This is a genomic window from Pseudomonas sp. GW456-12-1-14-TSB6, assembly GCF_059424205.1.
Genome location: NZ_JBWKZE010000026.1, coordinates 64,214 through 89,419, shown reverse-complemented (window position 1 = coordinate 89,419; position 25,206 = coordinate 64,214). Strand labels below are relative to the sequence as shown.

Genomic DNA, 25,206 nt, shown 5'->3' with positions numbered 1-25,206 from the left:
GACGCTCCGCGTTCCAGCTCCGGAAGGGACGCGGAGCGTCCCGGGCTGCATTCCCACGCAGAGCGTGGGAACGATCAAGTGTGTCAACCTCGGTCGCGGGGGATGAGGCTTTGCAATTGCTGCGCGAGGAAATTCGCGTCGAAGGCAAAGGTATCCGGATCCTTCAACCCATTGGTCTTGCGCCACTGCCACTCCCCGCCCGGCAGTCCCACCAACGAAACACTCCCATACCGCGCCGCCGTCAACCCCATCACCGCCAGCGAAATCTGCCCGCCACTGCCCATCACATCCGGCACGAACTCCACCGGTTTGCCGGCAATCACGATGCTCAGTTTTTCAGTCTTGAAGGTTGAGGTCTCAACCGGTGTGCTCGGCCCGAACGCCACATAAGCCTCGCGGCTCACCTCCAGCAACCCCGGCGCCTGCACCGGTTCCAGCCATTGCTGGATCCGCCCGAACAACTCGGTGATCCGGGTGGCCCAGGTCGCCGATTGCGTCTCGAACAGTTGCTTCTTGTGCGCTTCGCTGTCGGCATAGTGGCGAAGCATTTCGCCCAGTTGCTGTACGTCGTCCATTGCGGTGTTCCTTTGAGGAAGCAGTGCTGCGGACTCCGAGCATGGCAGATGCCGATGACGGCCGTGCAAGTCATTTGCCTGCACGGTCGCCCCATCGACCATTGACGGACAGAAGGTCAGCGTTTGCGCAGACGCGCCATGCTCAAGGTGTCGACCCATTGCCCATCACGCACGGCGTAATCGCGGAACAGGCCCTCATTTTCGAAGCCGAACTTGCGATAGAGGCCGATGGCCGCCTCGTTGCCGGCGTACACCGAAAGCTCGACCCGGTGCAGGTTCATCCAGTTGTCGGCGATGTCCAGCGCCGTTGCCAACAGCTTCGAACCCACGCCCTTGCCCTGCCACGCCACCGCAACGGCCATGCCGACACTGCCCGCATGGCTGCGGCGAATTCGTGAATACTGCTCCAGCCCCAGATTGCCGATCACCACCCCCTGATGCAGCGCCACCAGTTGCACCACCCGCTCGTTGTCCGGCGCCAGGCGTTTGCGCCAGACCTCGGTGGTCTGAAACGGCATCTGCAACACCTGCCGGGTCACGGCCGGGTCGTTATAGAGCGCGGTGATGCCCTCGACGTGGGATTCGTTGTAGCGCTCAAGGTGAATGGCGGGGTTGTGCTCAGGCATGAAAGATCCCTCCTGGATCAGTGCGTGGCCGGTCACTGTAAACCGCTTCTTCACGGATTCGCCACGACTGTTTAAAGCCGTTGACCGAAACGTCCGGCAAGCCACAACGGCTTGCGCCATTACCTACGCATCCGCCAGAATCCGCCGGCTTGTGCGCCTTGAGGGCGGGCTCTATCGTTTCCGGGTCGCTGATGAATCAGCGATCGGGTTTCGCAGCCCGGATCAATCAAGGCGCCCAGAGCGTCGTTTCCGTTCAGCATTCTTTGCTGGTCGCGTAATGGCGGTTGTGCGCGGGATACCTTCGGGTATGCCGGGTTCCTTGATTCCCGGTCTGCGAACCCGCGTACAGCTGCCACCTCCATTCGTTTCGCAGCGAACCGTGGCAGCTCCATCAATCAGGGAGTACTACCATGATCAAACCAACGCCAAACCCACCCGAATCCGATACCACCTCGCCCTACGAATCCCTCGATTCAAAGACCTTCCACGAAGCCGCCGAACGCGCGCTCGATCACTACTTCAATCCCCTGCTCCCCAGAAAACCGCTGCTCAAACCCAACACCCGCTACCTCATCGCCCCCGGCATCGACAGCGAAGAACTGCTGGCCGACGCCTGCGAAACCCTGACCTCGGCCAAAACCATGGCCACCGACTTCGCCGGGCTGGTGGACGGTTCGCATCGACACGTGCTGCTGGGCATTGCGCAACTGATCATGCTGGGTGAACTGGCGGTAAATCGGGCGCTGGATAATCTGGAGTTGAAGGCCGAGGCGCCGCTGTAACCTGATCGCCTGATCGTTCCCACGCTCTGCGTGGGAATGCAGCCCGGGACGCTCCGCGTCCCTTCCGGAGCTGGAACGCGGAGCGTCCCTTGAGGCATTCCCACGCGGACGGTTCGACGCCTCGACGTGGGAACGATCTAAGTCCGCCTACTCAAACCACTCCTGCCGCTCATTGAACGTCCGCTGAATCAACTCAACCAACGTCTGTACTTCAGCCACATCCTGCGATGCGGAATTAATCGCCAACCACGCCTGCAACCGCATCGCCTCTTCAAACAACCCCGGCAACGCCACCAACCCGCGATCAAACCGGCTCATGTACATCGGCAGCAACCCGATGCACGCACTGCACCGGATCATCTCCAGCATCAGCTCGTAAGACTGCATCTGCACCACGCCCGCCAGACGCTGTTCAACCAGTTCATTCCACGGCCGAAAGCTGTCGATCTGCCGGTCGTGCTGCCATTGCACCAGCATGAAATCGGCGAGGTCGTCCGGGCTCTCCGGGCGGGCAGTCACGCGGGAGTAACGCTTGGCAATGTGCGGCTGATATTCCAGTTGCGCGAGGCGTTGCGGTTCGCTGATGGTGAAGGTCGGGCCAGGATGCGGGGTGTCGCCGTGGGCGAGCCACAGCACGATGTCGGCGCTGACGGCGCGCAGGGCCAGTTCGCTGTCGAGGGCGATGATTTCGAGGCGCACGCTGGCGTTGCGGCGCAGCAGTGCGATGAGGTCGCGGCCGAGGATGTCATGCAGGATCGATTCGGCGACGGCCAGCCTGATCAAGGGCTGCTCAATCACCGGCAGCTTGCGTTCGTGGGCCAAAGCGATCAGTTGCGCCTGCAATTGCAGGCCTTCGCGGGTCAGGCTGAGGGCGCTGCCCTGAAAGCTGAACAGTGCGCATTGCAGTTGCTGTTCGAGTTGCGCCAGTTGCTTGCGCAGCAGGGTCGAGCGCACGTTGAGGCTGCGGGCGGCCTGCATGAAGCAGCCGCAACGGGCGCTGACCAGAAAGTATTGGGCGACGTCGCCGTCGAGGGTCGCGGCCTGCGCCAGCCAGGGTTCGTCCTTGTCCCGGGGCCAGCGGAAATCGGCGCTGCTCTGTCGTGCTGCGGGTTCGGTGAATGACATCGATGACTCCCTGTCGATCTTTGTTTTGGTGTGCCGCGCTTAGGGTTTGGTCTCCAGCACCTTATTGAGCTCGGCCCCGTCAATGCTCAGTGTCGCGGTGTTGAGCATGCCGTCCAGATAAGCCTGGGCAATCTGCTCCTGACGCTGAGCCCGCAAGGCCTGGGTCAGTTGGTCGCGCAGTTCATCGAGGGTCGCGATGCGGGCCGGTTGTTGTTCGGTGAGTTTGATCACGTGGAAGCCGGCACTGCTTTGCACGGGATCGGAGACCGCGCCAACCTTGAGTCGCGCCACCGCACCGCGCACTTCCGGCACCAGTTGCTGCAAGGGTTGCAGGCCGGTATCTCCACCACGTTCAGCGGTGAGGCGATCCTGGGAAAACTCCTTGGCCAGCGCTGCAAAGTCCGCCGAAGTTGCCTGGGCTTTCTTGCTCAACTCCGCCGCCTGCTTGCGTACGGCCTCAAGATTCTGCGGCTCATTCACCCCGAGGAAAATCTGGCTGACCCGATACAGCGCCGGCGTCTGCCAGTTGGCCTTGCCCGCGTCATATGCCTGCTGCAATTCAGCAGCGCTCGGGTAATCCGCCGGCACTTGGCTCACCGACTGCAAATAGTCGCGGAACACGATCTGTTCGGTGGCGGCGCGGGTTTGCCGAACCACGTCCGGACGCTGCGCCCAGCCTTGGGCGTCGGCCTGTTCGAGCACGGCTTTCTCGGCCAGGCGCGAACGAATCCAGCGCTCCAGCGCCTCACGATTGCCACGCAGTTGCTCACGAGTCTGCGGCGGGACGGCCGCCAGCAGCGCCTGCAATTCCTCCGGCGAGACCTGCTGATTGCCCAAACGCGCCACCGCAGGCCCACTGTTCGCCGTAATGACCGGCGCCGGTTGCTGGGCGGCGACCGGGTCATTACCCGGCCGCACCACCAGCGCCACGGCGACCACCAACAGCGCCACCGCAGCGGCGCTGATTACCATGGCAGGTTTTGTCACAGCGCGACTTCCTCTTGCTCAACTTTTGGCGCCTGGGCGGCAGCAGCGTTCTGGGTGAAATCACGCAGGTACACGATGAACTCCTGCAACAGGCGATCCCACAATTCCAGGTTGCCGCGCAGGTAATCGCCGCTGACGCCAGCAGCCACCACCACGTCCATCTCCATCACCAGAAACTCGCCCTGCAACGACAACCGGGCAAACCGGCGAGTCGCGTTCCACTGCTCAGCCACACCGGCCGGCAACTCACCCTGCACGCGCAAGGCGCAGCTGAACGTGAAGTCGACGTAGCTGCCCTGCTCCGCCACCGCCGGGTTGCCGAAACGCACGGCGTAACCGATGCCCTGGCTGGCGCTGAGCAACTGGACGATGCCGTTCTGTTCGGTCTGGTTGACGCGGTAACCGGCAGCTTGCAGCACGTCGGTCAGGGATTGCGGGGATACGTGGGAGATCAATTGAGTCATTACTTCTTCCTTGTCCATGAGTCTTTTAATCAGTGCGCAATCGCGGCTTGCGGCGCATCGAATTGAGTCTTGTACAGTTCATCGCCAAAGCCCTGAGCCAGTTCATCGAACTTGACCCGGGCACTGCCGGCGAAGGGCTGGCGGATCTTCATCACCTCGGCCACATCGATGTTTTCGTAGGCGGTGAGAATCTGCTTGGCCACGCCGTACATCTGCTGATTCTTGACCGAACATTGCTGCACTTGTGTGTCACGTTCAGTCAATTGCGCTTGAAGCTTAGACCGTTCTGCCTCTTTGGCACGGGCCATGACCAACAACTCGTCATAGGCTTTCTTGAACTTGCCGGTCTGCTCGTTGCTGGCCGCGACTTGCGCCTGGGCCTGGCTGTGCAGGGCTTGCTGCTGCCCGGCCAGCTGCTCGGCGAGGCCTTTGGCCTTGGCCAGTTCGGCGGTCAATTGCTTGATTTGTGCCTGCGCAGCCTTGGCTTCGTTCTGCGCCGCCAGTTGCGCGGCGCTGGCCTGGGCCTGTTGGCTTTGCAGGGCTTGCAACTGCTGGGTGGTGCTGCGCAACTGGGTGCGCAGGCGTTCTTCCATGCCTTCGGCGCTCGCCCCGGTGGCGATCAACATCCCGAGCCCAAGCCATAAAAAGCGGATTTTCATATCCCTCTCCCGGCGCTTAGAAGCGCGTGTTGATCTCAAGCTGCATGACGTCGATGTCGAACGGCGCGCCATACACCGCCTCCGAACTCAGCCAGCGGCCGGTGGCGTAGACGTTCTTCGCCAGACCGTAATTGCCGCCCAGGAAGTAGCCCTTGGCGTTGGTGCCGCCGAGGTGGAACGACGAATCGTTGAAGCCGTCCGGCAAGGCATCCGGCTGGATGTACTTGTAGCCGGCGAACAGGTTCCAGTCGCCCTGCTTCTTCAGCTCCAGTGCGTTGCCGAGGGTGAACTGGACCATCCACGCATTGGCGCCGCTTTCGATGTTGCCGTTGCTGTCGAGGTTGTTGACCAGTTGCCCGGCCGAACGCTTGCGCATGTCGCCTTCGTCGTAACCAAGGTTGTGGATGTAGTTGCCCTGGCTGCGCAGTTTGAAGTCTTCCGCCAGGTCGGTGTCCCACACCACGTTGAGGTCCAGCAGGTTGAACTCGGAAGCGAGACCAACGAACTGCGGTTGCGGCGTGGTGGTCGGGTTGAGCGGGTTAGGCGTGATGTCGCGCAGCAGGAACACGCTGTTGCCCTTCTGCATGAACGCCGCGCGGGTGCCGTCGCTGTCGCAGCCCGGTGCGCCGGCCCAGGGTTCGCAAGGACTGGAGCGCTGGCCTTCGATGTCGTCGAAGCGGTAGTAGGCCAGCGCGCCTTTCAGGCGGTTGTTGCTGTTGATCGCCCATTTGGCGCCGATCTGCGCGCCGTACAGCCATTTGTTGTCGCTTTCTTCCTTGTCGAAGCCGTTGCTGGTGGTGGTGTCGTTGGTGTAGTCCACCGGGAACGCGCCGACGGTGCCGAATACGCCCCAGTCGCGGCTGAGCTTGTGGTCGAAAATCGCCGCCACGCCGTCGAAGTTCAGGTCGTTGGAATACAGCATGTCGGTGGACATGAACGGATTGGCGAAGCGGCCACCGGTCAGGGTCAGTTCATCCGACGGCTTCCAGGTCAGGTAACCCTGATCGAGCCAGATGTCCTTTTTCGAGAAGCCACCGCCGAGGTTCTGGGTGGTCGACACCGGATTGTTGTCCGAGCCGGTGCCGATACGGATGCCGGCGGTCCATTCCGGCGAGATTACTGCTTTCATGCCCAGCCGGGCGCGCAGGCGGAACAGGTTTTCGCGGTCTTCGCGAGTGTTGAGCAACGGTGGCAGCGCGGTGCTGCTGTTGGGGTTCACGTCGTACGGGCCGTTGTTGTTGAGCTTGGCGAAGTCGACGATTTCGTTGCTGTTGCTGCCCGAGTAGTAGCGCGATTCGTCACGCAGACGGATGTCGCCGTCGAAGCTGATGCGCGACGCCCAGTCCGGGAACGTATTGGGCGCAGCCCAGTTTTCCTGTTTGGCGGTGGCCATGACCTCAGCCTTGACCTGATCGCGGATCTGGTCGCGCACTGCGGCCGGCACGTATTGCACCCGCACATCGCCCGGTGCGGCGACCGGCCCGGCGGCCACAGCGGTGGACGCCGCAGCCTGCTTGGCCTGGGCCGCTTCGTTCTGGGCCTGGGCGATCAGCGCGTCGGCCTTGTCCTGTTTCAGAATGCCCTGCTCGACCAGCAAGCGGATCAGATTGATCGTGGCGTTCTCCGAGGGCGCAGGCGCTGCCGCGGCCTGACCGACCAGGGTCGCGATGACCATGCCGACCGCCAGGGACAATCGATTCACGTTGGAAATCATCTGCACACAACTCCTTTTCATACAGCTTTATGAATTCGGTTAACCCGGACGCCGCCCTTGCAGGGACATGCGCACAGGCAAGGTGATGGAGGCCGGTGGCCGTTCGCTCAGGTGGGGCGCGTTACGCAAGGCGGCCAGCACCTGACTGTCAATCTCGGGGTTGCCGCTGGACTTGATGAGCTCGACCCGGGTGATCTCGCCGACGCTGCTCAGCCACACATCGGCCTGCAGCGAAAACGCCAGGTTGCGCAGGTCGGGGTTCTCGCGCAGCAGCTTCTGGAAGGTGAACGCCAGGAACTGGCTGTAGGTGCCGTTGCCCAGTCGCCCACCGCCGGAACCGGCCATGCCGCCGCCCTTGCCCGCGCCGATGTTGAAGGCGTCGCTGCCGCTCTGGGCGTCGCCGTCCATTTGCATCGGGTTGGCCAGGTCGTCCGCCGGCGATGGCGGTGCCTCTTCCTCGGGCTTGACCTCTTGCGGTTCGGGCGTTGGCTCGGGCTCGACGATTTTTTCTTCCACCGGGGTTTCCGGCTCCGGCGGTTTTTCCGGCGGCGGTGGTGGCGGTGGCGGCAACGGAATGATTGTCGGCACCTTCGGCGCTTCCCGGCGGATGCCGCTCATGTCGTTGGCCCACTGCCACAACAGGAATGCCGCGACGGCACCCAGCAGCAGCCCGGCGCCCCACTTCACGTAACGCAGTGGCGACTTCTTCACCGGCAAAGGCTCGATTGGCAGTTGTGCAGTCATCACTCAGCCCTGCGTCGGTTTGCCGGTAACGAGACCGACCTGGGACAGTTCGAGCCGGCGCAGCAGGTCCAGTACTTCGATGACCTTCTGGTATTGCACCGTGGCGTCGCCGCGCACGATCACCGGGAAGTCCGGGTTCTGCGCCTTCTCGATGCGCAGGCGTTCTTCCAGCTCCGGCAACGTCACCGGGTAGGCGTCGAGGAACACCTGGCCGCCGTCGTTGACCGAAATCGCCTTGGTCTTGGCCTCGGACAGCGACACCGCGGCGCTGGCCTTGGGCAGGTTGATCTGGATCCCGGAGACCTGCGCGGTGGCGGTGAGGATGAACATCACCAGCACCACCATCAGCACGTCCACCAGTGGCGTGATGTTGATGCTGTCCACTGCGGCATCTTCGTCATCGTCGTGGGAGGCATTTACGGACGCCATGTCTGTGCTCCTCAGGCCGGTACGGAGTGGTTGGCGTGATGACCGCGCTGATGCGCCGCTTCACTGGACTGGCCTTCGCCGTGCATCTCCGCCAGACGGGTGATGAACTCGTCGACGAACACGCGCATGTCAGCGCTGACTTCCTTGTTGCGGGTGGTCAGGCGGTTGTAGCCAAACAGCGCCGGAATCGCGACGAACAGGCCCATGGCCGTGGCCAGCAACGCGGCCGCCATGCCCGGCGCGATAGCGTTGATGTTGACGTCGCCGGCCATGGCCGTGCCGAGGAACACCACCATGATCCCCAGCACGGTGCCGAGCAGGCCGATGTACGGGCCGCCGGCGATGGCGTTGGACAGGGTCGAGAGTTTCGAGCTCAGTTGCTGGTTTTCACGGGTGCGCACGCCGTCCATCGAGCAGCGGATGGCTTCGATGGTTGCGGCGGAAACCGACGAGGTATCGGCGCCCTGCTCACGGCGGGTGCGGATTTCCTTCACCGCCACTTGATACAGGCGCCACAGCGGCGAGTGCTGCAAACGCTGGGCGAGTTGGGTGTCGTCGGCGAACATTTCCAGACGCGTGCCGACCTTGGCGAATTGCACGCGGAAGTCTTCGTTGGCGGCGGTGACGCGGCTGAGAGTGCGGTTCTTGCGCAGCATGATGATCCACGACTGGAACATCATCAGTACCAGCACCGCGATGATCACCCAGGCGTCCACAGGCACCGCGTTGAGCAGGAAGCCGAGGCTGCCGAAACCGAAGCCGGACTGTTCTTCATCGACGCCATAGGCGACCAGCTTCGACTCGGCGCCCTGAGAAGTGGCGTCGGCCAGCAGCAGCGGCGCCGGGCGGGCGACTTTCGACAGGCGCAGTTCATCGATGGCGCCCACGAATGGCTGGAACGCGCTCGGGGAAAGATCAGCACCAATGGCCATGACCGAGTTGAACGCCGGCATCGCCTGAGCCAGTGCCGCGCCTTCGCGACCGTTGATGTAGAGCGTCACTTTCGCGCCTTCGGCGGTCAGTGCGACGTGCTGCCATTGGCCCGGATTCAGCGGCTGCGTGGCCACGGCGCGCTGGCCGTCGATTTCCACAAACGGCACGCCCTGATTCACACCCACCAGCAGGCTGTTGGCGCCTTCGCGGCGGGCCAGGATCAGTTGCTCGCCGTTGGCCTGATCCAGTCGCAGCCAGGCACTGAAGGTAAACGCGCTGCCGGCGTTGTGCTGCAACGACGGACTGGCCGGCAACAGCAACGGCTGGCCGCTGAACTGCAAGGCCCGCCCTACTACGCCGTCAATGCTTGCGCCGGTCGCGCTCTGCGCGGTGTTGCCGTAAGCAGTGGTGTCTTTCGCCGGAGTGCCGGTGGCGCCGTCGAAGTGATAGAGCGCGGTGTAATTCGGATCGAACGTCAGTTGGCCGTTGCCGGTCGCCGGGGCTTTCTGATTGCCGTAATACATCCAGATGTCCTGACGCTGACCGCCCTCGACATTCGGCACATCGACCCAGATCAGCGCCATGCCCATCAGCGCGTCGAAACTTTCGATCTGGTGGTTGAGCACGGTCTTGTCATCGGCGGCGACAAAACGCAGGTCCGAACCGTCCTCCTTCACGCCGTCGAAGGTGAAATTGCCGGTGTGCAGGCGCACCAACAGCGCGGTGCGGCCGAGGGCCTGATTGATCGCGGCACCTTGCGGCGTGGTGTCGACGGCGATCTGTTTGCGGTAATGCCAGTCGTCTTGCCACCAGGCCTGAGCCGTGGCCGGGAGCACGAAGCCCAGGCAGATCAACAACGAAAGGAAAAGGCGCTGCATGGAGGTGCTCCTTGTTAGAAAGTGGCCTGAAGGTTGAAGTGCAGGCGCGATTCCTGTTTCGAGGTGTTCGGCCCTTCGAGTAGCGGGTAGCCCCAGTCGAGGCTGCCGGACAGCCATTTGCTCAGGCTGGCGCGGGTGCCGAGGCCGACACTGGCCAGGGCGTAATTGGCGTCCTGATCCGGCAGTTCGTCGCGCAGGTAGAGTTGCGCGCCCTCGGCGAAGGCGTAGAAGCGCCAGTCCTGCATCCAGCCGCCGACGTACTTGGCCAGCGACGGCGTGCGCAGCTCTTCGCTGAGCAGGAAACCGTCATCGGCGGTGCGTTCGGCGGCCAGATAACCGCGTACCGAAGTGGCGCCACCGGCGGAGAATTGTTCGTTGGAAACCAGCGGCCCCGAAGCCAATTGGAACGCGGCTTTACTCGCGCTCTGCCAGTCGCTGTCGAAGGTCCAGGTAAAGTTGGTATCGCCCTTGAGCACGGCGAAACTCGGGTTGGCGCGGTAGCGTTTGTAGTCGAAGTCTTCGTCGGAGCTGCCGTAGCCGAAGATGCTGCGGGTGGCCGCGACCAGGCTCAAGCCAAGGCCGAGCTGGCTCTTTTCGCTGTAGCGATAGCCGTTGTAGGCGAAGGTGAACGGTGCGTATTTGAGCGGCACCTTGTCGCTCTCGCCGGACAGGGTCAGGCGTTCGTCGAAGTCCTTGAAGTCGATGCCGGCCGACAGCGAGTTCGACCAGTTGCCGCTGGACGGGATCGTGTAGATCGCCGCTACGCCGTAGGAATGGCCCTTGCCGAGCACGTTGCTGCCGCCGATGGTGGCGACGTTGCTGTCGGACTGGTAACCGGAGAACTGCACGCTCCAGCGCTCGGTCAATGGCGCGGTGTACGAGCCGGACCAGACCTTGGCGTTGTCAGTCTCCTGCGGCGCGGTGAAGAACGTCAGGTTGACGCTGTGTCCCAACTGCCAAAGGTTGTTGTAGCCGAGGCTGGTGACGGTCCGCAGCTTTTCGGTGTCGGCGCTGTAGTCGTTGTTCAGCCCGACGCTGGCGGTCCACGGGTTCTGGTCTTCGACCTGCAAGTCCACGTCCATGGTGCCGGGGCGCTGGCCTTCACGCACCAGCGGCATCACCTGGCGGCCCGGGGTCTTGTTGAGTTGCGCCAGTTCGCCCTGGACCTTGGCGAAGTCCGGCACCTCGCCTTCCTTCAGCGCAGGGACGTTGTCGCGAATGTCCAGCGGCGAATAGTGTTTGGCGCCAACCACCCGCACCCGGCCGACCTTGGTTTCGCTGACTTGCAGGTAGACGATGCCGTCGGCCACCGCCTGCTCGGGCAGTTCGACGAACACCGATTGATAACCGCGCTCCTGATAGGCCTTTTGCAGGGCATCCCGCGCGCCTTCGATGTCGCTCAAGGCTTTTTGCGGGCCGAGGAACGGGTACACCGCTTCTTCGATCGCCCGCGCATCGAGCACGGTGTTGCCGCGCACGAAGTATTCGTTGACGTCCACCAGACGCTGCGCCGCTGCGTTCTCGGCCTCTTCGGCGAACGCCGGCTGCGCGCCGGCCGTCACCAGCAGCCAGCCCCACAGCGCCAGCCGTGACGTGAAAATCTGCTCCACACTACCCCCTGAAATTCGCGATGACCTGTTGGCGCTTTTGCGCCTTGCGTGTGCGTCAATGACTGGCGTTGTTAATTGCTGACGTGCGGGACCGCGGCGTGCTTGCCCAGCCAGGTGTGCAGCAGCGCGAAGTTCAGCGAGAACTCGGGCATTTGCAGCAGCGCGCCGCAGAACACTTCACCGATGATTTTCTGGATGAGCTGCACCGCACGCGGCTCGTTGAGCAGCGTGGCGATGTCGCGACTGAGGACGTTGAAGCTCCAGACTTTCTGGTTCAGGCCCAGGCCGACGAACCAGCGGAACAGCAGGTTGTAATTGAGCTGTTCATAGAGCTGCTGCTCGCTGGGCACCGAATACAGCAGTTGCAGGAGCAGGATGTGCATGACCGTCTGCGGGGCGATCAGCATGCCGGGCTGGGCATTGAGGTCGTGCAGGAGGTCGCGGTGAGCGTCGAGCAGGTCGTCGATCTGCGGGCGCAGCAGCACCAGCGAATGCCCCGGCGGAATGTAGCTGGAGACCTCTTTCAAGGCGCCCTGCCAGTCATCCTGCGACACGATCCAGACCCACGGCGCGCCGTAGCGATACACCGAAACCGGCTTCTTGCGCGCGGCCTCGACGATCTTCGACAGGCGTTGATCGAGTTCCTGCATGCCCACTTTCGAGTAGCGTTCCATAGTCCCCATTGCCTCACTCCCGGCGTCCCGCCTCGACTTGTAAAAAGCGCCCAAAAGGGCCCCTCAAGCGCGTTACATAGGCATGACCGGACTGGCGATGTGCTACCGAACTTTTGTCATAAAAGCTTCATTACAGAAATTGATCGGGATTTGGCAGACAACACAAAACCCTGTGGGAGCGGGCTTGCTCGCGAATGCGGTGTGCCAGTCAAATAGATGCTGACTGAAAGGACGCCTTCGTCGGAACGCCGTCCGGAGCAAGCTCGCTCCCGCAGGGGGGATTTGTGGTGGTTTTGAGTCAGGTGTAGACCGGCCAGATGTCGACGATCTTACCGCCACGCACCGCCAGCAAGTCGCCGAATTGCAATAACACCGCCTCGGTCTGGGTCGGCCGCAGAAAGACTTGATCCTCCACCGTCAGGCCAACGGCATTCGAACCATTGACCATCTCCTGATTCGAGCTACGCCCATAAACGCCATTGCTCTGCAATCCGGGCGGTGATTCGAACTCGGCCATCCAGTTGCCGCCGTAGATGAAAAAGGTCTGCCGCTGGTTGGTGTCCCACCACGAAAACAGTTTCGACTTGTCATCCAGCGCCGGAATGTTCACTGCCCCCGTGCTTTTCAGCACCGGGGTGGAGATGTACGTGGCGGGCTCATGTTCAACCAGCGACGGCAGATCGTAATGCGTCGGCTTGAGCATCGCTGTCCCAACCGACACCTCACTGCTCAGGCTTTCGTTTTCATGCATGCGATAACTCGGGCTGCCAGCAGTGTTCAGGCACAAGCCGTCATGCCACAGCGCCGGATATTGCTGCCGGGTGAAGTCGACGCAGCGCTGATAAATCACCATCACCTTGGCGAACAGTTCCTCGGGCGAACCGAGAATCCCCGGCACGCCCATACCCACGAACGGGTCGTAGCCCATGAACCCGGCGAACTCCAGATGCTGCGGGTTGGCGGCGATCAGCGCGAGCATCTGCCCGAGCACGTTCACGTCACTGACGCCGCCCCGGTGCAGGCCGACGTCCAGCTCGATATTGATCCGCATCCGCGTGCCCACCCCCTGAGCCAGTGCGAGGTATTGCTGCAGACGTTCGGGGTTGTCGATCAGCCATTGCAGTTGCTTCGTCGGGTCGAACGGGCCCTTGTGGGTTTGATAGAACAGCTCGGCGGAACGCACCGGCAGCGGCTTGCCGAGCAGAATGTCGGACTGCGGGAACGTCACTGCATCGTGATTGAGAAACGGCTGATGGAACGACATCAGCTGCTGCGTCCCTGCCCTTTGGCCGATGTAGCTGAGCAGACCCGGTGATGGCAGGGATTTCTCCACCAGCCGCAACTGCTTGCCCGCGCGTTTGACCGAGCGCATCACCACGTCGATGTTGTGATCGAGGCGATCCAGATCGATCAGCAACACCGGGCGCATCGGGCCTTTGGTCTTGAGTTCGTTGTTCAGCGCTCGGAAATAGTCGCTGTAAGGCCCGCCGCGATCCCCCGGCCGCAGCCACGCCCCCACGCCCACAAGCAGGGCACCGACACCCAAAGTCCCGAGCACGAAATTACGTCGATTGACCGCCATCAGCTCACCCCCAGAATCGACGACAGATGCCCGTTGAGAAACTTGCCGCTCGGGTCCAGCGCCTGGCGTACCTGAATAAATTCCTGCCAACGCGGATAGAGCGTTTGCAACGTGCGGGCATTCAGCGTGTGCAACTTGCCCCAGTGCGGGCGGCCGTTGTATTTCCAGAAGATCGGCTCGACGGCGGCAAAGAAGTTGTGATGGTCCATCTGGTAGTGCTGGTGGACCGAGATCGAACAGCTGTCGCGGCCTTCGAACATGCTCAACGGAATGTCGTCGGCCTTGACGTAGCGGTACTCGATGGGAAACCAGGTGCGCAGGTCCTTGTCGCGGATCAGCTTGAGAATCTCGCGCAGGCAGGCCGGGCCGTGCTCGGCGGGCACCGAATATTCCATCTCGTTGAAGCGCACAGTGCGCACGTTGGCGTAGATGTCGAACGAGTCGCCGACCCGGTCATCGAAACTCGCCAGATGCCGCAGGCTGTTGAGCAGCGAACTGCGCAGGTTCGGGAAATCGCTGCCGTACTTGTCGATCTTCTCGATCAACGTCACGAACTCGTTGCCGCCCTCCTCTTCGGGCGGGATCGGCGGCGTGGGCGGGTCAGTGGTTTCGTTGAGGGCGATCGACAAGGCGTAATCGGAATGGGTGACGACGAGCATTTCCCAGTGCTGGTTTTCGCTTGTGTTCTTGTCCAGGTCTTCCAGCAGCTCTTCGGTCTTGGCGATCCACTGGGTTTCCCGCAGGCGATAGGCCGGGCGGTTTTGCAGGCGGATTCTGGTCGCCACGCCCAGTGCGCCGAGGGACACCCGGGCGGCATTGAATACTTCGGGATGGCGCTGGCTGTCGCAATCCAGCACCTCGCCGTTGGCGGTCACCAGCTGCATCCCGCAGACGTGGGCCGAGTAGGACTGGAAGGTTTTGCCGGTGCCGTGGGTGGAGGTGGAAATCGCCCCGGCGAGTGTCTGGTAATCGATGTCGGCCATGTTTTGCAGCGCCTGGCCGACATCCTTGAGCGGCGTGCCCATGCGTGACATCGGGGTGCCGGCGGCGAATTCGGCTTGCAGGGTTTTCGGGTCGTGGTCGAGCAGGCCGTAGAAGTAGCTCAGCGACAGCAACGTGCCGTCGGTGGGCACCAGCGCGCTGAACGAATGCGCCGAACCGACCGGGCGAATCTTGCCCGGCGCCTGTTGAATCACTGCGGTCAGTTCATCCAGATTCTTCGGCGCCACCCGCGCCGCCGGCAGGCAACTCTGCCCGCCCGACCAGTTGCGCCAGGGAATCAGCCGCGGCGCGCGCATCAACTGGCCCAGCGCCGGATTGGAAGCCAGCGCGCTGAACGCCCCGACGATGCTTGCCCGTTGCAACAACTGCCGGCGTGTCAGATCTATCGGCATGCCGGGATCCTTATTGAGGGAGCGGCTGATCGGCCATGAAGCCGATCAACTGAAGGAATTGTTCTTCCGAGCACTCGACGCACTGGCCCATCGGCGGCATGCCGTTGTAGCCGTTGATGGCGTGGTCGAGCAGCGTGTCGGCACCCTGCTGGATGCGCGGTTCCCAGGCCTTGCGGTCACCGGTCAGCGGCGCATTCGCGGCGGGGTTGGCGTGGCAGAGCTGGCAGCTGTTGGCGTAGATCTGCGCCAGCGCCGGGTCTTTGGGAATGGTGTTGTTGGTGCTGGCCGGGGGTTTGGGGTCTTCGCCGCAGCCAGGCAGCGTCATGGCCAACGCCAGTAATAATGTGAGTCGGATTGCCCGCATAACGGCCTCGCTTATTGTTGTGGTCACACCTTAAGGCAGGCGGGTCGGCGGGTTGAGGGCATTGCGGGACATTGAGGGGGGCAAACGGGGCCAGCCCATTACCTGAAGACGATCGTTCCCAGGCTCCGCGTGGGAATGCAGCCCTGGACGCTCTGCGTCCGCTTGGAACGCGGAGCGCCCCTTGAGGCATTTCCACGCAGAGCGTGGGAACGATCATGTGTGGATGCCCGCTCTGCTGTGCGGTTTCGCGTGACATTCGCGTGACATTTGCGGGTTTAAATTTCCGCGCATTCAGGCGTATAACCTGTTGAGACTTTTTGATCTGCATGCGGACATCAACACGGGGTAGCGACATGACCACAGCAAACATCCTTGGCAACCTGTTCCCTTCTGTCAGCGACATCCCGGAAAAATACCGCCTCGACGGTCAGGTCGAGCAACGCGAATACCTGGTCGATGGCCAGTTGCGCCGCTGGGACGGCCCGCTCGCCACCGTGCGCAGCCCGGTCTATCTGCATGGCGACAACGGCGATGAACAAGTGATCCTCGGCAGCACGCCGCTGCTGGACGCCGACACCGCCCTCACCGCCCTCGACGCCGCCGTGCGCGCCTACGACCGGGGCCAGGGCCTGTGGCCGACCATGCGCGTGGCCGAACGCATCCAGCACGTCGAAGCTTTCCTCGGGCGCATGCGCCAACAGCGCGACGCCGTGGTGAAACTGCTGATGTGGGAAATCGGCAAGAACCTCAAGGACTCGGAAAAAGAGTTCGACCGCACCTGCGACTACATCGTCGACACCATCAATGCGCTGAAAGAACTCGACCGCCGGTCAAGCCGTTTTGAGCTGGAGCAGGATACCCTCGGCCAGATCCGCCGCGTCCCGCTCGGCGTGGCGCTGTGCATGGGCCCTTACAACTATCCGCTGAACGAGACGTTCACCACGCTGATACCGGCGCTGATCATGGGCAACACCGTGGTGTTCAAGCCAGCCAAGCTCGGCGTGCTGCTGATCCGTCCTTTGCTTGAAGCTTTCCGCGACAGTTTCCCGACCGGCGTGATCAACGTGATCTACGGCAGCGGCCGCGAGACCGTCAGTGCGCTGATGGCCAGCGGCAAGATCGACATCTTCGCCTTCATCGGCACCAACAAGGCCGCCAGCGACCTGAAAAAACTGCACCCGAAACCACACCGCTTGCGTGCCGCGCTGGGGCTGGATGCGAAGAACCCCGGTATCGTCCTGCCCGAGGTGGATCTGGACAACGCGGTCAGCGAAGCGGTCACCGGTTCGCTGTCGTTCAACGGCCAGCGCTGCACCGCGCTGAAAATCCTGTTTGTGCATGAAGATGTGGTCGACAGCTTCATCGAGAAATTCAACGCCAAACTGGCCAGCCTCAAACCAGGCATGCCGTGGGACAGCGGGGTTTCGCTGACGCCGCTGCCGGAGTCGGGCAAGGTCGATTATCTGCATGGGCTGGTGGCTGACGCGCAGAGCAAAGGCGCCCAGGTGGTCAACCCGAATGGAGGCGAGTCGCGGGAATCGTTCTTCTATCCGGCGGTGCTGTACCCGGTGACGCCGCAGATGCGCGTGTATCAGGAAGAGCAGTTCGGCCCGGTCGTGCCGATTGTGCCGTACCGTCACCTCGATACCGTGATCGACTATGTGCTGGAGTCGGACTTCGGCCAGCAATTGAGCATCTTCGGCACCAATCCGGTCGCCGTCGGCCGCCTGGTCGATACCTTCGCCAACCAGGTCGGGCGGATCAACCTCAACGCCCAGTGCCAGCGCGGCCCGGACACTTACCCGTTCAACGGGCGCAAGAACTCCGCCGAGGGCACGCTGTCGGTACACGATGCGCTGCGGGTGTTTTCGATCCGTACGCTGGTGGCGACCAAGTTCCAGGAACCCAACAAGGATCTGATCAGCGAAATCATTCGCGGGCGCGATTCGAACTTCATCGCCACCGACTACATCTTCTGAGGAGGAATCAGCGCTGAGCACTTTCAGCCCCCACCGCTGGCCGCCGCTGTTGCGGCGGATCCTGCGGCCGTTGCTCGACCCGTATCGACGTTATCGCCATGCACGAACGATTCACGCGGTGCGGGTCGCGCTGGGATTGCTGGCGACGATCCTGCTGACCACCGGCATCAACCTGCCCCACGGCGAATGGGCGTCGGTGACCATGCTGGTGGTGATCGGCGGCTTGCAGCACCACGGCAACATCGGCAAGAAAGCCGCCGAACGCGCCATCGGGACCTTGATCGGTGCTGGCGTCGGTTTGTTGATAGTGGCGCAACAGGCGTGGCTGGGAATGCCGTGGCTGACCTATTTTGCGATGGCAGTGGTGTGCGGATTCTTCTCGTATCACGCCATCGGCAAGGGCGGCTACACCGCCCTGCTCTCGGCCATCACCGTATTCATCGTCGCCGGGCATGGCGACAACCCGATCACTGACGGGCTGTGGCGCGGGGTCGATATCCTGATCGGCATCGCCCTGGCCCTGGCCTTTTCCTTCGCCCTGCCGCTGTACGCGGTGTACTCGTGGCGCTACAACCTGGCCGATGCGCTGCGCGATTGCGCCACGGTGTACGGACGGATCATCGGCGGCCAACCGGTGACCGCCGACGAACACTTGAAGTTGATGAACCGACTGAATGCGGTGATGGTGCAACTGCGTTCGCTGATGCCGTCGGTATCCAAGGAAGTCAAAGTGTCGATGACCGAACTGGACGCGATCCAGCGCAACCTGCGCATGTGCATCAGCACTCTGGAAATCCTCGGCAACATCCGCCCGGACGCCAACGACCCCGACGCCATGACGCACCTGCAAGCGGCGCTCAAGGCCGAACACCGGCACATTCGCGTGCAATTGATCGGCATGGCCCGGGCGTTGAAAACCGGTGCGGCCCAGAGGCTGGGGCGTCCGGTGGAGTTGCCGGACGCCAGCCTCGACACGCCGGTCTACAGCCCGTTGGATGGCTACCGTCTGCTGACCCGGCAACTGGCAGCCAACATCGGCGAAATGCGCCAGCGTCTGGCGAAGACTGCGCCGCGCTGGAACATCTGATCCCGATTTTTCGATGTAACAAACTCGACATCCTCTCTACAATGCGCCTCCACAATGGACGTGGACGGATGCCTCAATGCAATTCAGGACGAATATCAATGCCCTGCGGGCGCTTGCCGTGCTATCGGTGGTGCTCTATCACTTCGCTATTCAGGGATTCGGCGGCGGATTTGCGGGCGTAGACGTGTTCTTCGTCATTTCCGGCTTCCTGATGACCGGTATCATCTTCACGGGGCTGGAACAGCAGCGTTTTTCGATACTGGGGTTTTATGCCTCGAGAGCCCGGCGCATTATCCCGGCGTTGTTGGTGGTGTGTATTGCCCTGCTGCTGTTCGGTTTCGTCTTTCTGCCGCTGGATGACTTTCGCGACGTCATCAGAACGATCAAAAGCAGCCTGCTGTTCAGTTCCAACTTCTTGTTCGCCAAGGGTGGCAGTTACTTCGACGCGCCGCTGCACGAGAACTGGTTGTTGCACACCTGGTCGCTGTCAGTCGAATGGCAGTTCTACATGCTGTATCCCTTGCTGCTGATGGCGCTTTACAAGTGCCTGGGCGCACAAAAGACCCGCTGCAGCTTGTTGATACTGGCTGCTGCGTCTTTTGCCGCCTCGACTGTCATCACACGCTCGGATCCGGTGTTTGCCTTCTACATGCTGCCGACCCGAGCCTGGGAATTGATTGCCGGCGGACTGGTGTATCTCTTTCCTTTGCACCTGAGCAAGCGCCACGGATCTATTGCTGAAGGCGTGGGGCTGCTGGCCATCTTGGGTAGTGTGTTGTGTTTTTCGGAACAGGATCTGTGGCCGGGTTACCTGGCGCTGTTACCGGTAGTGGGCACGGTACTGGTGATCTACGGTAATACCCGATCGGTTTTCAGCACGTTCAAGCCACTGCAATTGACCGGCACCATTTCCTATTCGGTTTACCTGTGGCACTGGCCGCTGGTGGTTCTTCTCTACACTTGCGGCCTGCTCGATAGCTGGCCACATGTCTGGGGCGCAGTAGCGCTGTCATTTGTTCTGGGTGCCGGGTCGTATTACCTGGTGGAATCCAGGGTCAAGCCGATGACGTCGGTACGCGGTACGCTCTTCAGGTTTGCATCGTGGGTGATCGCAATGGTTGTCGTGTCCGCCGCGACGGCGTCGCTGGTCAAGGAACACCCCACACTTCGCTTTGCCTTTGTCGACCTCGGGCAGCCCGAGTACACCAGCAAACTCTATACCCAGGAATGTAATCCGAATGCGTACGGCGCCGCTGATTGCAAACTGGGTAACGGCGAGGTGTCAGTCATTCTGTTTGGCGACAGTCATGCGCAATCGACCGCCGCCGCTGTGCAGATGGATAATCCGCAAGCAGCTTTGTCGTGGTCCCTGGGCGGTTGTCCGACATTGCAGAACTTCCAGATGCACGACAAAACACTCGAGCGTCAATGTCAGGCGTTCAATCACGAAAAACTGCAAATATTGAAGAATTCATACACGGGAATTCCAGTGGTGCTGTTCAGCAGAGCGGCGCTGTATGCCGACCCGAGTCGTAACAACAGCTATCGGATTCGCTTTCCCGATCAGCAGCCAATGTCTTTCAGCGAGGCCTACGTCGCTGAATACGCGAACACCGTGTGCGCCATCGCCGAAAACCATCCGGTTTACATCGTCAAACCAATCCCGGAGATGCCGTTCAGCGTCTATAAAGGCCTGAATCTGCATCAACGCATCTTTGGTGATACAGCCGATATTTCCATCCCGTTGCAGGATTACGAGCAACGCAACCGAATCGCCAACGATGCCATTGAAACTGTGGCGAAACGGTGCAATGCACAGGTGCTGGACCCGACCCCGCTGCTTTGTCCGGACGGTAACTGCATGGGGTCAAAGCAAGGTGTGCCGTTGTATTTCGACGATAACCATCTGGTCGATGCCGGCAATCAACAACTAAGAGGACTGTTCAAAGCCGCGGTCAAGGAGATCTGAATTCACTGAGCGAGCAGACGACGTGACTTCAATCCCCAACCCTGTTGCATGCCGGCTGCTGCCAGCAGGATTGCCGCCACACCGATCCATTGCAGGGTTTGCAGTTGATGGCCGAAGGCAAACCAATCAACGAAAATCGCCGCGATCGGGTAGATGAACGACAGCGCGCCGGTCAATGCGGTCGGCAGTTTCTGAATCGCGCCGTAAAGCAGCACATACATCAGACCGGTGTGGACAATGCCCAGCGTCACCAGACTGGCCCAGGCACTCGGGGCCTCGGGCATCGCTGAAAAATGCGCAAACGGCGCAAGCAGCAACACACCGGTGCAGACCTGGATCAACGCAATCAGGTGCGGCGGCGTGCCGGTCAGGCGCTTGATGATCAACGCGGCGATGGCGTACAGAAACGCCGCCCCCAGTGCCAGCGCGATCCCCATCAGGTAATCATTGCCACCCTCGCCCTGCCCCCCATGGGCACTGACAATGGCCAGCATCCCCATGAAAGAAATCGCCAGCCAGAACAGCTTCTGCAGGGTGATCTTCTCACCCAGAAACAATGCCGCCAAACCCACCAGCATGAACGGCTGCACGTTGTACACCGCCGTGCCGATGGCAATCGAGGCCCGTGAATACGAGGCGAACAACAGCACCCAGTTGCCGACGATTGCCATTCCGCTGAGCACCGCCAGCAGGAAAGTGGTGCGGGTCAGGATGCCTGGGCGCAGAAAGCCGAATGCGGCGCAGATCAGCAGCAAGGTCCCGGCACCGAATACGCAGCGCCAGAACACCACGTCCAGCACCGGTTGCCCCGACACCAGCACGAACCAGCCGATTGTCCCGGATATCAGCATGGCGGCGGTCATTTCGAATGAGCCGCGACGGATTGTTTTGTCCATCATCAATCTCCTTAATGTGTGGCAAAAGTATGCCAAGCGCGACCGGGGCTTCTCCAGCGCAAAAAGCAGGCTAAACTCGATTTCTGCCTTTTTTATCAAGGGTGGTTTGCGTCATTCGCCTAATGCGGGAGTTTTTTGTATGACCGACGATATCGACCAGATCCTGATCGGGGCCTTGATGGAGGATTCGCGGCGCTCGCTCAAGGCGCTGGCGCAGATCAGCGGGTTGTCCTCGCCCAGCGTGGCCGAACGCCTGCGGCGTCTGGAGGAGCGCGGTGTGCTTAAGGGTTACACCGTAGAGATTGACCCGAAATGCTTCGGTTATCAGTTGCAGGCGATTGTCCGGGTGCGGCCATTGCCGGGGCAGTTGCAGGAGGTCGAGCGGCAGATCCTGTCGATTCCCGAGTTCACCGAGTGTGACAAGGTCACCGGAGAAGACTGTTTTATCGCGCGCCTGCATGTGCGCTCGATGGAGCAGCTGGACACCCTGCTTGACCGGCTGAACACGCTGGCGGAAACCAATACCGCGATCGTCAAGAAGACCCCGGTGAAACGTCGGTTGCCGCCGATGGCGTGAGCGGCGTAGATTGTGTTTTTTCCGGCGAAGGATTGGCGGTATGAAAATTCAGGCATTGATGCTGGCGATGTTGATGCTGACCGGGTGCGGGACGGTGCAGACCGTGGCGTTCAGCGATAAGTCTTCCACCGACCAGTTGAAGACTAAAAAATCCTACTGCGGCGCTGTACCGCGCATCTACAGCGGCGTGACGTACGATTTCTGCATGCTGCACGCCGAAAAGCCGGATGACGTTGATGCGTTCAACTACAAGAACGCGACGCCGGGTTTGCTGGTCGATGCGGCCGTGTCGGGAGTGCTCGATACATTGCTGCTGCCCTACACGATTTACAAGCAACAGGCCGATGGCAGCATCGTGATCAATTGATCGCCCGCTCTCTTTTTCGCAGGCAACAAAAAACCCGCTTTCGCGGGTTTTCTGTTTATAGCGGTGCAGCGATCAGTCGTCGCGGCTCATGATGCCGAAGATCTGCAACAGGCTGACGAACAGGTTGTAGATCGATACATACAGGCTGATGGTCGCCATGATGTAGTTGCGTTCGCCGCCGTGGATGATGGCGCTGGTCTGGAACAGGATGCAAACCGACGAGAACAGCACGAAACCTGCGCTGATCGCCAGTTGCAGGCCGCTGATCTGGAAGAACATGCTTGCCAGCGTCGCGCCCAGCAGGACGAAGAAACCGGCGGTGATGAACCCACCGAGGAAGCTCATGTCCTTGCGGGTGATCAGCACGTAGGCCGACAGACCACCGAACACCAGCGCAGTCATCGCGAACGCGGAGCTGACCACTTCAGCGCCGCCCTGCATGCCCAGGTAACGGTTGAGGATCGGGCCGAGCAGGAACCCCATGAAACCGGTCAGGGCAAACGCCGACACCAGGCCCCAGGCGGAATCACGAAGCTTGTTGGTGAGGAAGAACAGCCCGTAGAAACCGATCAGCACCACGAAAATATTCGGGTAGCCGACCCGCATCTGCTGGGCCACGAACGCCATCACACCGCTGAATGCGAGGGTGAGCGCCAGTAGACCGTAAGTGTTGCGCAGGACGCGGCTAACCTCTAGCTGCTCAGCCTGCACGCTGTTGTGAACTGCGTAATCCTGTTCGCGCATGGCGACACTCCTGTTGGTTTGAAACGTTCAGTCGCAAAGATCATAACAGACGCTCTGTAACAAGCCATGCACAGAGTTTGACAGTGTGTTTCATTCAGGTATTATGGCGCCCGCAACGCAACGGAGGTGTGGCCGAGTGGTTTAAGGCAACGGTCTTGAAAACCGTCGACTGTAACAGGTCCATGAGTTCGAATCCCATCGCCTCCGCCATATTTGATACGACAAAGCCCTGATTATTCAGGGCTTTGTCGTTTCTGGCATCCGGAAATTTTACTCCTCTCCCTCAGGAGGGTTTGCGCATCTTTTCGGTCATTTCCGCCCCCCTGCTCTTCCGACACGGCTGCGCGCGCCCCCAAAAAAATTTAGTTCCTCCACCTCGCAACTGAGGGAGGCAGCTGTCTTCAACATGCGGTTTTCAGTCAAAAGCCGACAGTCCCGAAATCAAGCGTTCTGACGTCCGAAACCTGACAATTGTGTTCGGAATGTAGAAAAGTCTTTCCCTGATTCGCTCCTGTTTCCACAAATCCCTCGAGCCTAAAGTTCGTCCTGCCAGCAAGATCACATTTACTTCAGGGAATCTCATCATGAAAACTGCAATGATCATCGTCGCACTCTTGGGCTTCAGCTCTGTGGTAGCGGCACAGGACGGTACTGCCAAGAATCAACAGGTCGAGCAATATGGCTACGGCACCCACCTTGATGTCGCCAAGGTCATCTCTGAAGACCCGGTGCCGGATATTTGTGCAGTCGTACCGACACACATGACCTACCAGGATTCGCAAGGCAAACAACACGTACTGGCCTATAAAGTCATGGGCCGGTGCAGCCAGGGCTAAGTAACCTGTTCGCCGATCATTGCGCCTCGGGAAGTTGCTTCATCGAGGCGCAAATACCTTTCTGCCCCGCAGCGTTTCAACCGATAAGTGCCTTGGCCGTGGCTGCCAGCTGACTGCCAACCTGATCTTTCAACGTTTCGATGAAACGCGTGATTTTTGCATCGACGAACTGTCGCGAGGTATAGACGGCATACACGTTACGCTCGTAGGTATGGTAGTCAGGCAAAACCCGCACCAGCTTGCCGGAGCGCAGATCGTCGATGGCCGTGAAACCGGCCAGCAAGCCAATCCCGGCACCCTCTCGAATGGCAAGCGCCATCGCATCCATATCGTTGACGCTGAAACTCGGCCCTGTCGGGATAAATGTCGCGTCCCCCGCCTTGCTTTTGAGCTGCCACTCATCCCGCGCATAGTCCACCGTACCCAGCAGCAAACACTGGTGATCACGCAGATCTTCAGGCGTCTCAAGAGGCGCATGCCGGGCCAGGTAGTCTGGCGACGCCACCAGAACACAATGGCTGACACCGATCTTTTGGCTGACGTACGCGGAATCGGGTAGCGCTCGGGCGATCAGAATCGAGACATCCAGTTGGTCTTCCAGCAGGTTAGGCATGCGTTGTGAAAGCAGTAAATCCACAGACACCTCCGGGAATTGCTGGCGGTAATCCAGCACGGCCCGCGTGACCAGATGCCGAGCCAGTCCGGGGACGCAATGCACCCGCAGTGTTCCCCGAGGCTCCAGCGCCGCATTGCTGGCTTCGGCTTCGGCACTCTCCAGATCAGCCAGAATTTTCGTGCAGCGCTCATAGAACCGTCGCCCCGCATCGGTGACCGACAGGCGCCGCGTCGAGCGCTGCAACAGTCGTGCGTCGAGCACGTTTTCAAGCGCAGATACAGCACGCGATACGTTACCGACCGTGGAGTCCAGATGATTGGCCACGGCCGTGAAACTGCCCATCTCGACAACCTTTATGTACACCGACATGTTCGAAAGCTTATCCATCGCGACCTTCCTGTGGATCTGGCGCTCACCCGTGATACCGCTTTTTTCAGGATGCTACACGGTCGGCCCGCAGCCCGATATTACCTCTGCGGACAACAATGATTCCCTTGGGCCCGACTAAATCAACGGGCCCTCCTTCCATAGACTTGGTTGCACAAGCTTCCTGATCTGGCTTTGCAGTACAGCCCATCAGGCACCGAGCTTCATA

At 60.9% G+C, this 25,206-nt stretch carries 25 protein-coding genes and 1 tRNA gene; 8 read left to right on the top strand and 18 right to left on the bottom strand.

Features of this window, described 5'->3' with window-relative positions; all coding sequences use genetic code 11:
* Positions 1-83: 83 nt before the first annotated feature.
* Complete coding sequence (locus tag AC07Y2_RS22025) at positions 84-575, bottom strand: hypothetical protein (RefSeq protein ID WP_074690897.1); 492 nt, start codon at positions 573-575, stop codon at positions 84-86.
* A gap of 116 nt (positions 576-691) precedes the next feature.
* Positions 692-1,201: a GNAT family N-acetyltransferase gene (locus tag AC07Y2_RS22020; protein ID WP_103386888.1), complete on the bottom strand. Its 510-nt coding sequence runs from the start codon at positions 1,199-1,201 to the stop codon at positions 692-694.
* A 410-nt stretch (positions 1,202-1,611) separates the two neighbouring features.
* On the opposite strand from AC07Y2_RS22020, the gene AC07Y2_RS22015 reads away from it, so the two are divergent.
* Complete coding sequence (locus tag AC07Y2_RS22015; RefSeq protein WP_103386887.1) at positions 1,612-1,983, top strand: DUF6124 family protein; 372 nt, start codon at positions 1,612-1,614, stop codon at positions 1,981-1,983.
* 147 nt (positions 1,984-2,130) lie between these two features.
* On the opposite strand, the gene AC07Y2_RS22010 is transcribed toward AC07Y2_RS22015, so the two are convergent.
* From AC07Y2_RS22010 to AC07Y2_RS21950, 13 genes are all read right to left on the bottom strand, one after another.
* On the bottom strand, positions 2,131-3,108 hold the full coding sequence (locus tag AC07Y2_RS22010; RefSeq protein WP_039772360.1) for a LysR family transcriptional regulator: 978 nt from the start codon (positions 3,106-3,108) through the stop codon (positions 2,131-2,133).
* 39 nt (positions 3,109-3,147) lie between these two features.
* Positions 3,148-4,095, bottom strand: coding sequence for a peptidylprolyl isomerase (locus tag AC07Y2_RS22005; RefSeq protein ID WP_085667126.1), 948 nt, complete (start codon positions 4,093-4,095; stop codon positions 3,148-3,150).
* Positions 4,092-4,559 (bottom strand): YbjN domain-containing protein, encoded by a 468-nt coding sequence (locus AC07Y2_RS22000; protein ID WP_039772356.1) that lies wholly within the window; start codon positions 4,557-4,559, stop codon positions 4,092-4,094. The genes AC07Y2_RS22005 and AC07Y2_RS22000 overlap by 4 nt, the downstream gene beginning before the upstream one ends.
* 29 nt (positions 4,560-4,588) lie before the next feature.
* Positions 4,589-5,218: a DNA repair protein gene (locus AC07Y2_RS21995; RefSeq protein WP_074690893.1), complete on the bottom strand. Its 630-nt coding sequence runs from the start codon at positions 5,216-5,218 to the stop codon at positions 4,589-4,591.
* Positions 5,219-5,234: 16 nt separating this feature from the next.
* On the bottom strand, positions 5,235-6,932 hold the full coding sequence (locus AC07Y2_RS21990) for a putative porin (protein ID WP_103386886.1): 1,698 nt from the start codon (positions 6,930-6,932) through the stop codon (positions 5,235-5,237).
* 39 nt (positions 6,933-6,971) lie between these two features.
* Positions 6,972-7,676, bottom strand: a complete 705-nt coding sequence (locus AC07Y2_RS21985) for an energy transducer TonB family protein (RefSeq protein WP_103386885.1) — start codon at positions 7,674-7,676, stop codon at positions 6,972-6,974.
* Between the two features lie 3 nt (positions 7,677-7,679).
* On the bottom strand, positions 7,680-8,105 hold the full coding sequence (locus tag AC07Y2_RS21980) for an ExbD/TolR family protein (RefSeq protein WP_007955109.1): 426 nt from the start codon (positions 8,103-8,105) through the stop codon (positions 7,680-7,682).
* A gap of 11 nt (positions 8,106-8,116) precedes the next feature.
* The gene (locus AC07Y2_RS21975; RefSeq protein WP_103386884.1) at positions 8,117-9,916 is read right to left on the bottom strand and encodes a DUF2341 domain-containing protein; all 1,800 of its coding nucleotides are present in this window, start codon (positions 9,914-9,916) and stop codon (positions 8,117-8,119) included.
* Between the two features lie 14 nt (positions 9,917-9,930).
* Positions 9,931-11,526, bottom strand: a complete 1,596-nt coding sequence (locus AC07Y2_RS21970; protein WP_085611750.1) for a ShlB/FhaC/HecB family hemolysin secretion/activation protein — start codon at positions 11,524-11,526, stop codon at positions 9,931-9,933.
* Positions 11,527-11,597: 71 nt separating this feature from the next.
* Positions 11,598-12,209 (bottom strand): transposase, encoded by a 612-nt coding sequence (locus AC07Y2_RS21965; RefSeq protein ID WP_082934408.1) that lies wholly within the window; start codon positions 12,207-12,209, stop codon positions 11,598-11,600.
* 289 nt (positions 12,210-12,498) lie between these two features.
* Complete coding sequence (locus AC07Y2_RS21960; protein WP_178082876.1) at positions 12,499-13,707, bottom strand: DSD1 family PLP-dependent enzyme; 1,209 nt, start codon at positions 13,705-13,707, stop codon at positions 12,499-12,501.
* A 74-nt stretch (positions 13,708-13,781) separates the two neighbouring features.
* Complete coding sequence (locus AC07Y2_RS21955) at positions 13,782-15,110, bottom strand: D-arabinono-1,4-lactone oxidase (protein WP_178082875.1); 1,329 nt, start codon at positions 15,108-15,110, stop codon at positions 13,782-13,784.
* Positions 15,111-15,186: 76 nt separating this feature from the next.
* On the bottom strand, positions 15,187-15,540 hold the full coding sequence (locus AC07Y2_RS21950) for a c-type cytochrome (RefSeq protein ID WP_102687644.1): 354 nt from the start codon (positions 15,538-15,540) through the stop codon (positions 15,187-15,189).
* Positions 15,541-15,893: 353 nt separating this feature from the next.
* Here AC07Y2_RS21950 and AC07Y2_RS21945 point away from each other — a divergent pair, with 353 nt between their 5' ends.
* The 3 genes from AC07Y2_RS21945 to AC07Y2_RS21935 all read left to right on the top strand — a co-directional run bounded on the left by AC07Y2_RS21945 (position 15,894) and on the right by AC07Y2_RS21935 (position 20,575).
* Positions 15,894-17,519 (top strand): NADP-dependent glyceraldehyde-3-phosphate dehydrogenase, encoded by a 1,626-nt coding sequence (locus AC07Y2_RS21945; RefSeq protein WP_103386881.1) that lies wholly within the window; start codon positions 15,894-15,896, stop codon positions 17,517-17,519.
* Positions 17,520-17,565: 46 nt separating this feature from the next.
* On the top strand, positions 17,566-18,606 hold the full coding sequence (locus AC07Y2_RS21940) for an FUSC family protein (protein ID WP_178082874.1): 1,041 nt from the start codon (positions 17,566-17,568) through the stop codon (positions 18,604-18,606).
* 76 nt (positions 18,607-18,682) lie between these two features.
* Positions 18,683-20,575, top strand: coding sequence for an acyltransferase family protein (locus AC07Y2_RS21935; RefSeq protein WP_103386879.1), 1,893 nt, complete (start codon positions 18,683-18,685; stop codon positions 20,573-20,575).
* Positions 20,576-20,577: 2 nt separating this feature from the next.
* Here AC07Y2_RS21935 and AC07Y2_RS21930 read toward each other — a convergent pair whose 3' ends face one another.
* Entirely contained in the window at positions 20,578-21,471 is an 894-nt protein-coding gene (locus AC07Y2_RS21930) for a DMT family transporter (RefSeq protein ID WP_103386878.1), read from the bottom strand.
* 139 nt (positions 21,472-21,610) lie between these two features.
* Between AC07Y2_RS21930 and AC07Y2_RS21925 the strand changes: the two genes are divergently transcribed.
* Together AC07Y2_RS21925 and AC07Y2_RS21920 are read left to right on the top strand one after the other, a co-directional pair.
* Complete coding sequence (locus AC07Y2_RS21925) at positions 21,611-22,048, top strand: Lrp/AsnC family transcriptional regulator (RefSeq protein WP_064381847.1); 438 nt, start codon at positions 21,611-21,613, stop codon at positions 22,046-22,048.
* A gap of 40 nt (positions 22,049-22,088) precedes the next feature.
* Entirely contained in the window at positions 22,089-22,415 is a 327-nt protein-coding gene (locus AC07Y2_RS21920; RefSeq protein WP_103386877.1) for a YceK/YidQ family lipoprotein, read from the top strand.
* Between the two features lie 72 nt (positions 22,416-22,487).
* Here the strand turns inward: AC07Y2_RS21920 and AC07Y2_RS21915 are convergent, their stop codons facing one another.
* Entirely contained in the window at positions 22,488-23,159 is a 672-nt protein-coding gene (locus AC07Y2_RS21915) for a Bax inhibitor-1/YccA family protein (protein ID WP_007955123.1), read from the bottom strand.
* A gap of 122 nt (positions 23,160-23,281) precedes the next feature.
* Here AC07Y2_RS21915 and AC07Y2_RS21910 point away from each other — a divergent pair.
* Positions 23,282-23,369 (top strand) — tRNA-Ser (locus AC07Y2_RS21910).
* A 374-nt stretch (positions 23,370-23,743) separates the two neighbouring features.
* Positions 23,744-23,995: a DUF2790 domain-containing protein gene (locus AC07Y2_RS21905; protein WP_074690881.1), complete on the top strand. Its 252-nt coding sequence runs from the start codon at positions 23,744-23,746 to the stop codon at positions 23,993-23,995.
* Between the two features lie 76 nt (positions 23,996-24,071).
* Here AC07Y2_RS21905 and AC07Y2_RS21900 read toward each other — a convergent pair whose 3' ends face one another.
* On the bottom strand, positions 24,072-24,998 hold the full coding sequence (locus AC07Y2_RS21900; protein ID WP_085611760.1) for a LysR family transcriptional regulator: 927 nt from the start codon (positions 24,996-24,998) through the stop codon (positions 24,072-24,074).
* Positions 24,999-25,206: the final 208 nt, after the last annotated feature.

Excerpts from the sequence above, each read along its gene's own strand:
- AC07Y2_RS22025 (WP_074690897.1), bottom strand. The coding sequence starts at position 575 with ATGGACGACGTACAGCAACTGGGCGAAATGCTTCGCCACTATGCCGAC.
- AC07Y2_RS22020 (WP_103386888.1), bottom strand. The coding sequence starts at position 1,201 with ATGCCTGAGCACAACCCCGCCATTCACCTTGAGCGCTACAACGAATCC.
- AC07Y2_RS22015 (WP_103386887.1), top strand. The coding sequence starts at position 1,612 with ATGATCAAACCAACGCCAAACCCACCCGAATCCGATACCACCTCGCCC.
- AC07Y2_RS22010 (WP_039772360.1), bottom strand. The coding sequence starts at position 3,108 with ATGTCATTCACCGAACCCGCAGCACGACAGAGCAGCGCCGATTTCCGC.
- AC07Y2_RS22000 (WP_039772356.1), bottom strand. The coding sequence starts at position 4,559 with ATGACTCAATTGATCTCCCACGTATCCCCGCAATCCCTGACCGACGTG.
- AC07Y2_RS21995 (WP_074690893.1), bottom strand. The coding sequence starts at position 5,218 with ATGAAAATCCGCTTTTTATGGCTTGGGCTCGGGATGTTGATCGCCACC.
- AC07Y2_RS21990 (WP_103386886.1), bottom strand. The coding sequence starts at position 6,932 with ATGATTTCCAACGTGAATCGATTGTCCCTGGCGGTCGGCATGGTCATC.
- AC07Y2_RS21985 (WP_103386885.1), bottom strand. The coding sequence starts at position 7,676 with ATGACTGCACAACTGCCAATCGAGCCTTTGCCGGTGAAGAAGTCGCCA.
- AC07Y2_RS21980 (WP_007955109.1), bottom strand. The coding sequence starts at position 8,105 with ATGGCGTCCGTAAATGCCTCCCACGACGATGACGAAGATGCCGCAGTG.
- AC07Y2_RS21975 (WP_103386884.1), bottom strand. The coding sequence starts at position 9,916 with ATGCAGCGCCTTTTCCTTTCGTTGTTGATCTGCCTGGGCTTCGTGCTC.
- AC07Y2_RS21965 (WP_082934408.1), bottom strand. The coding sequence starts at position 12,209 with ATGGGGACTATGGAACGCTACTCGAAAGTGGGCATGCAGGAACTCGAT.
- AC07Y2_RS21950 (WP_102687644.1), bottom strand. The coding sequence starts at position 15,540 with ATGCGGGCAATCCGACTCACATTATTACTGGCGTTGGCCATGACGCTG.
- AC07Y2_RS21945 (WP_103386881.1), top strand. The coding sequence starts at position 15,894 with ATGACCACAGCAAACATCCTTGGCAACCTGTTCCCTTCTGTCAGCGAC.
- AC07Y2_RS21935 (WP_103386879.1), top strand. The coding sequence starts at position 18,683 with ATGCAATTCAGGACGAATATCAATGCCCTGCGGGCGCTTGCCGTGCTA.
- AC07Y2_RS21930 (WP_103386878.1), bottom strand. The coding sequence starts at position 21,471 with ATGGACAAAACAATCCGTCGCGGCTCATTCGAAATGACCGCCGCCATG.
- AC07Y2_RS21925 (WP_064381847.1), top strand. The coding sequence starts at position 21,611 with ATGACCGACGATATCGACCAGATCCTGATCGGGGCCTTGATGGAGGAT.
- AC07Y2_RS21920 (WP_103386877.1), top strand. The coding sequence starts at position 22,089 with ATGAAAATTCAGGCATTGATGCTGGCGATGTTGATGCTGACCGGGTGC.
- AC07Y2_RS21915 (WP_007955123.1), bottom strand. The coding sequence starts at position 23,159 with ATGCGCGAACAGGATTACGCAGTTCACAACAGCGTGCAGGCTGAGCAG.
- AC07Y2_RS21905 (WP_074690881.1), top strand. The coding sequence starts at position 23,744 with ATGAAAACTGCAATGATCATCGTCGCACTCTTGGGCTTCAGCTCTGTG.
- AC07Y2_RS21900 (WP_085611760.1), bottom strand. The coding sequence starts at position 24,998 with ATGGATAAGCTTTCGAACATGTCGGTGTACATAAAGGTTGTCGAGATG.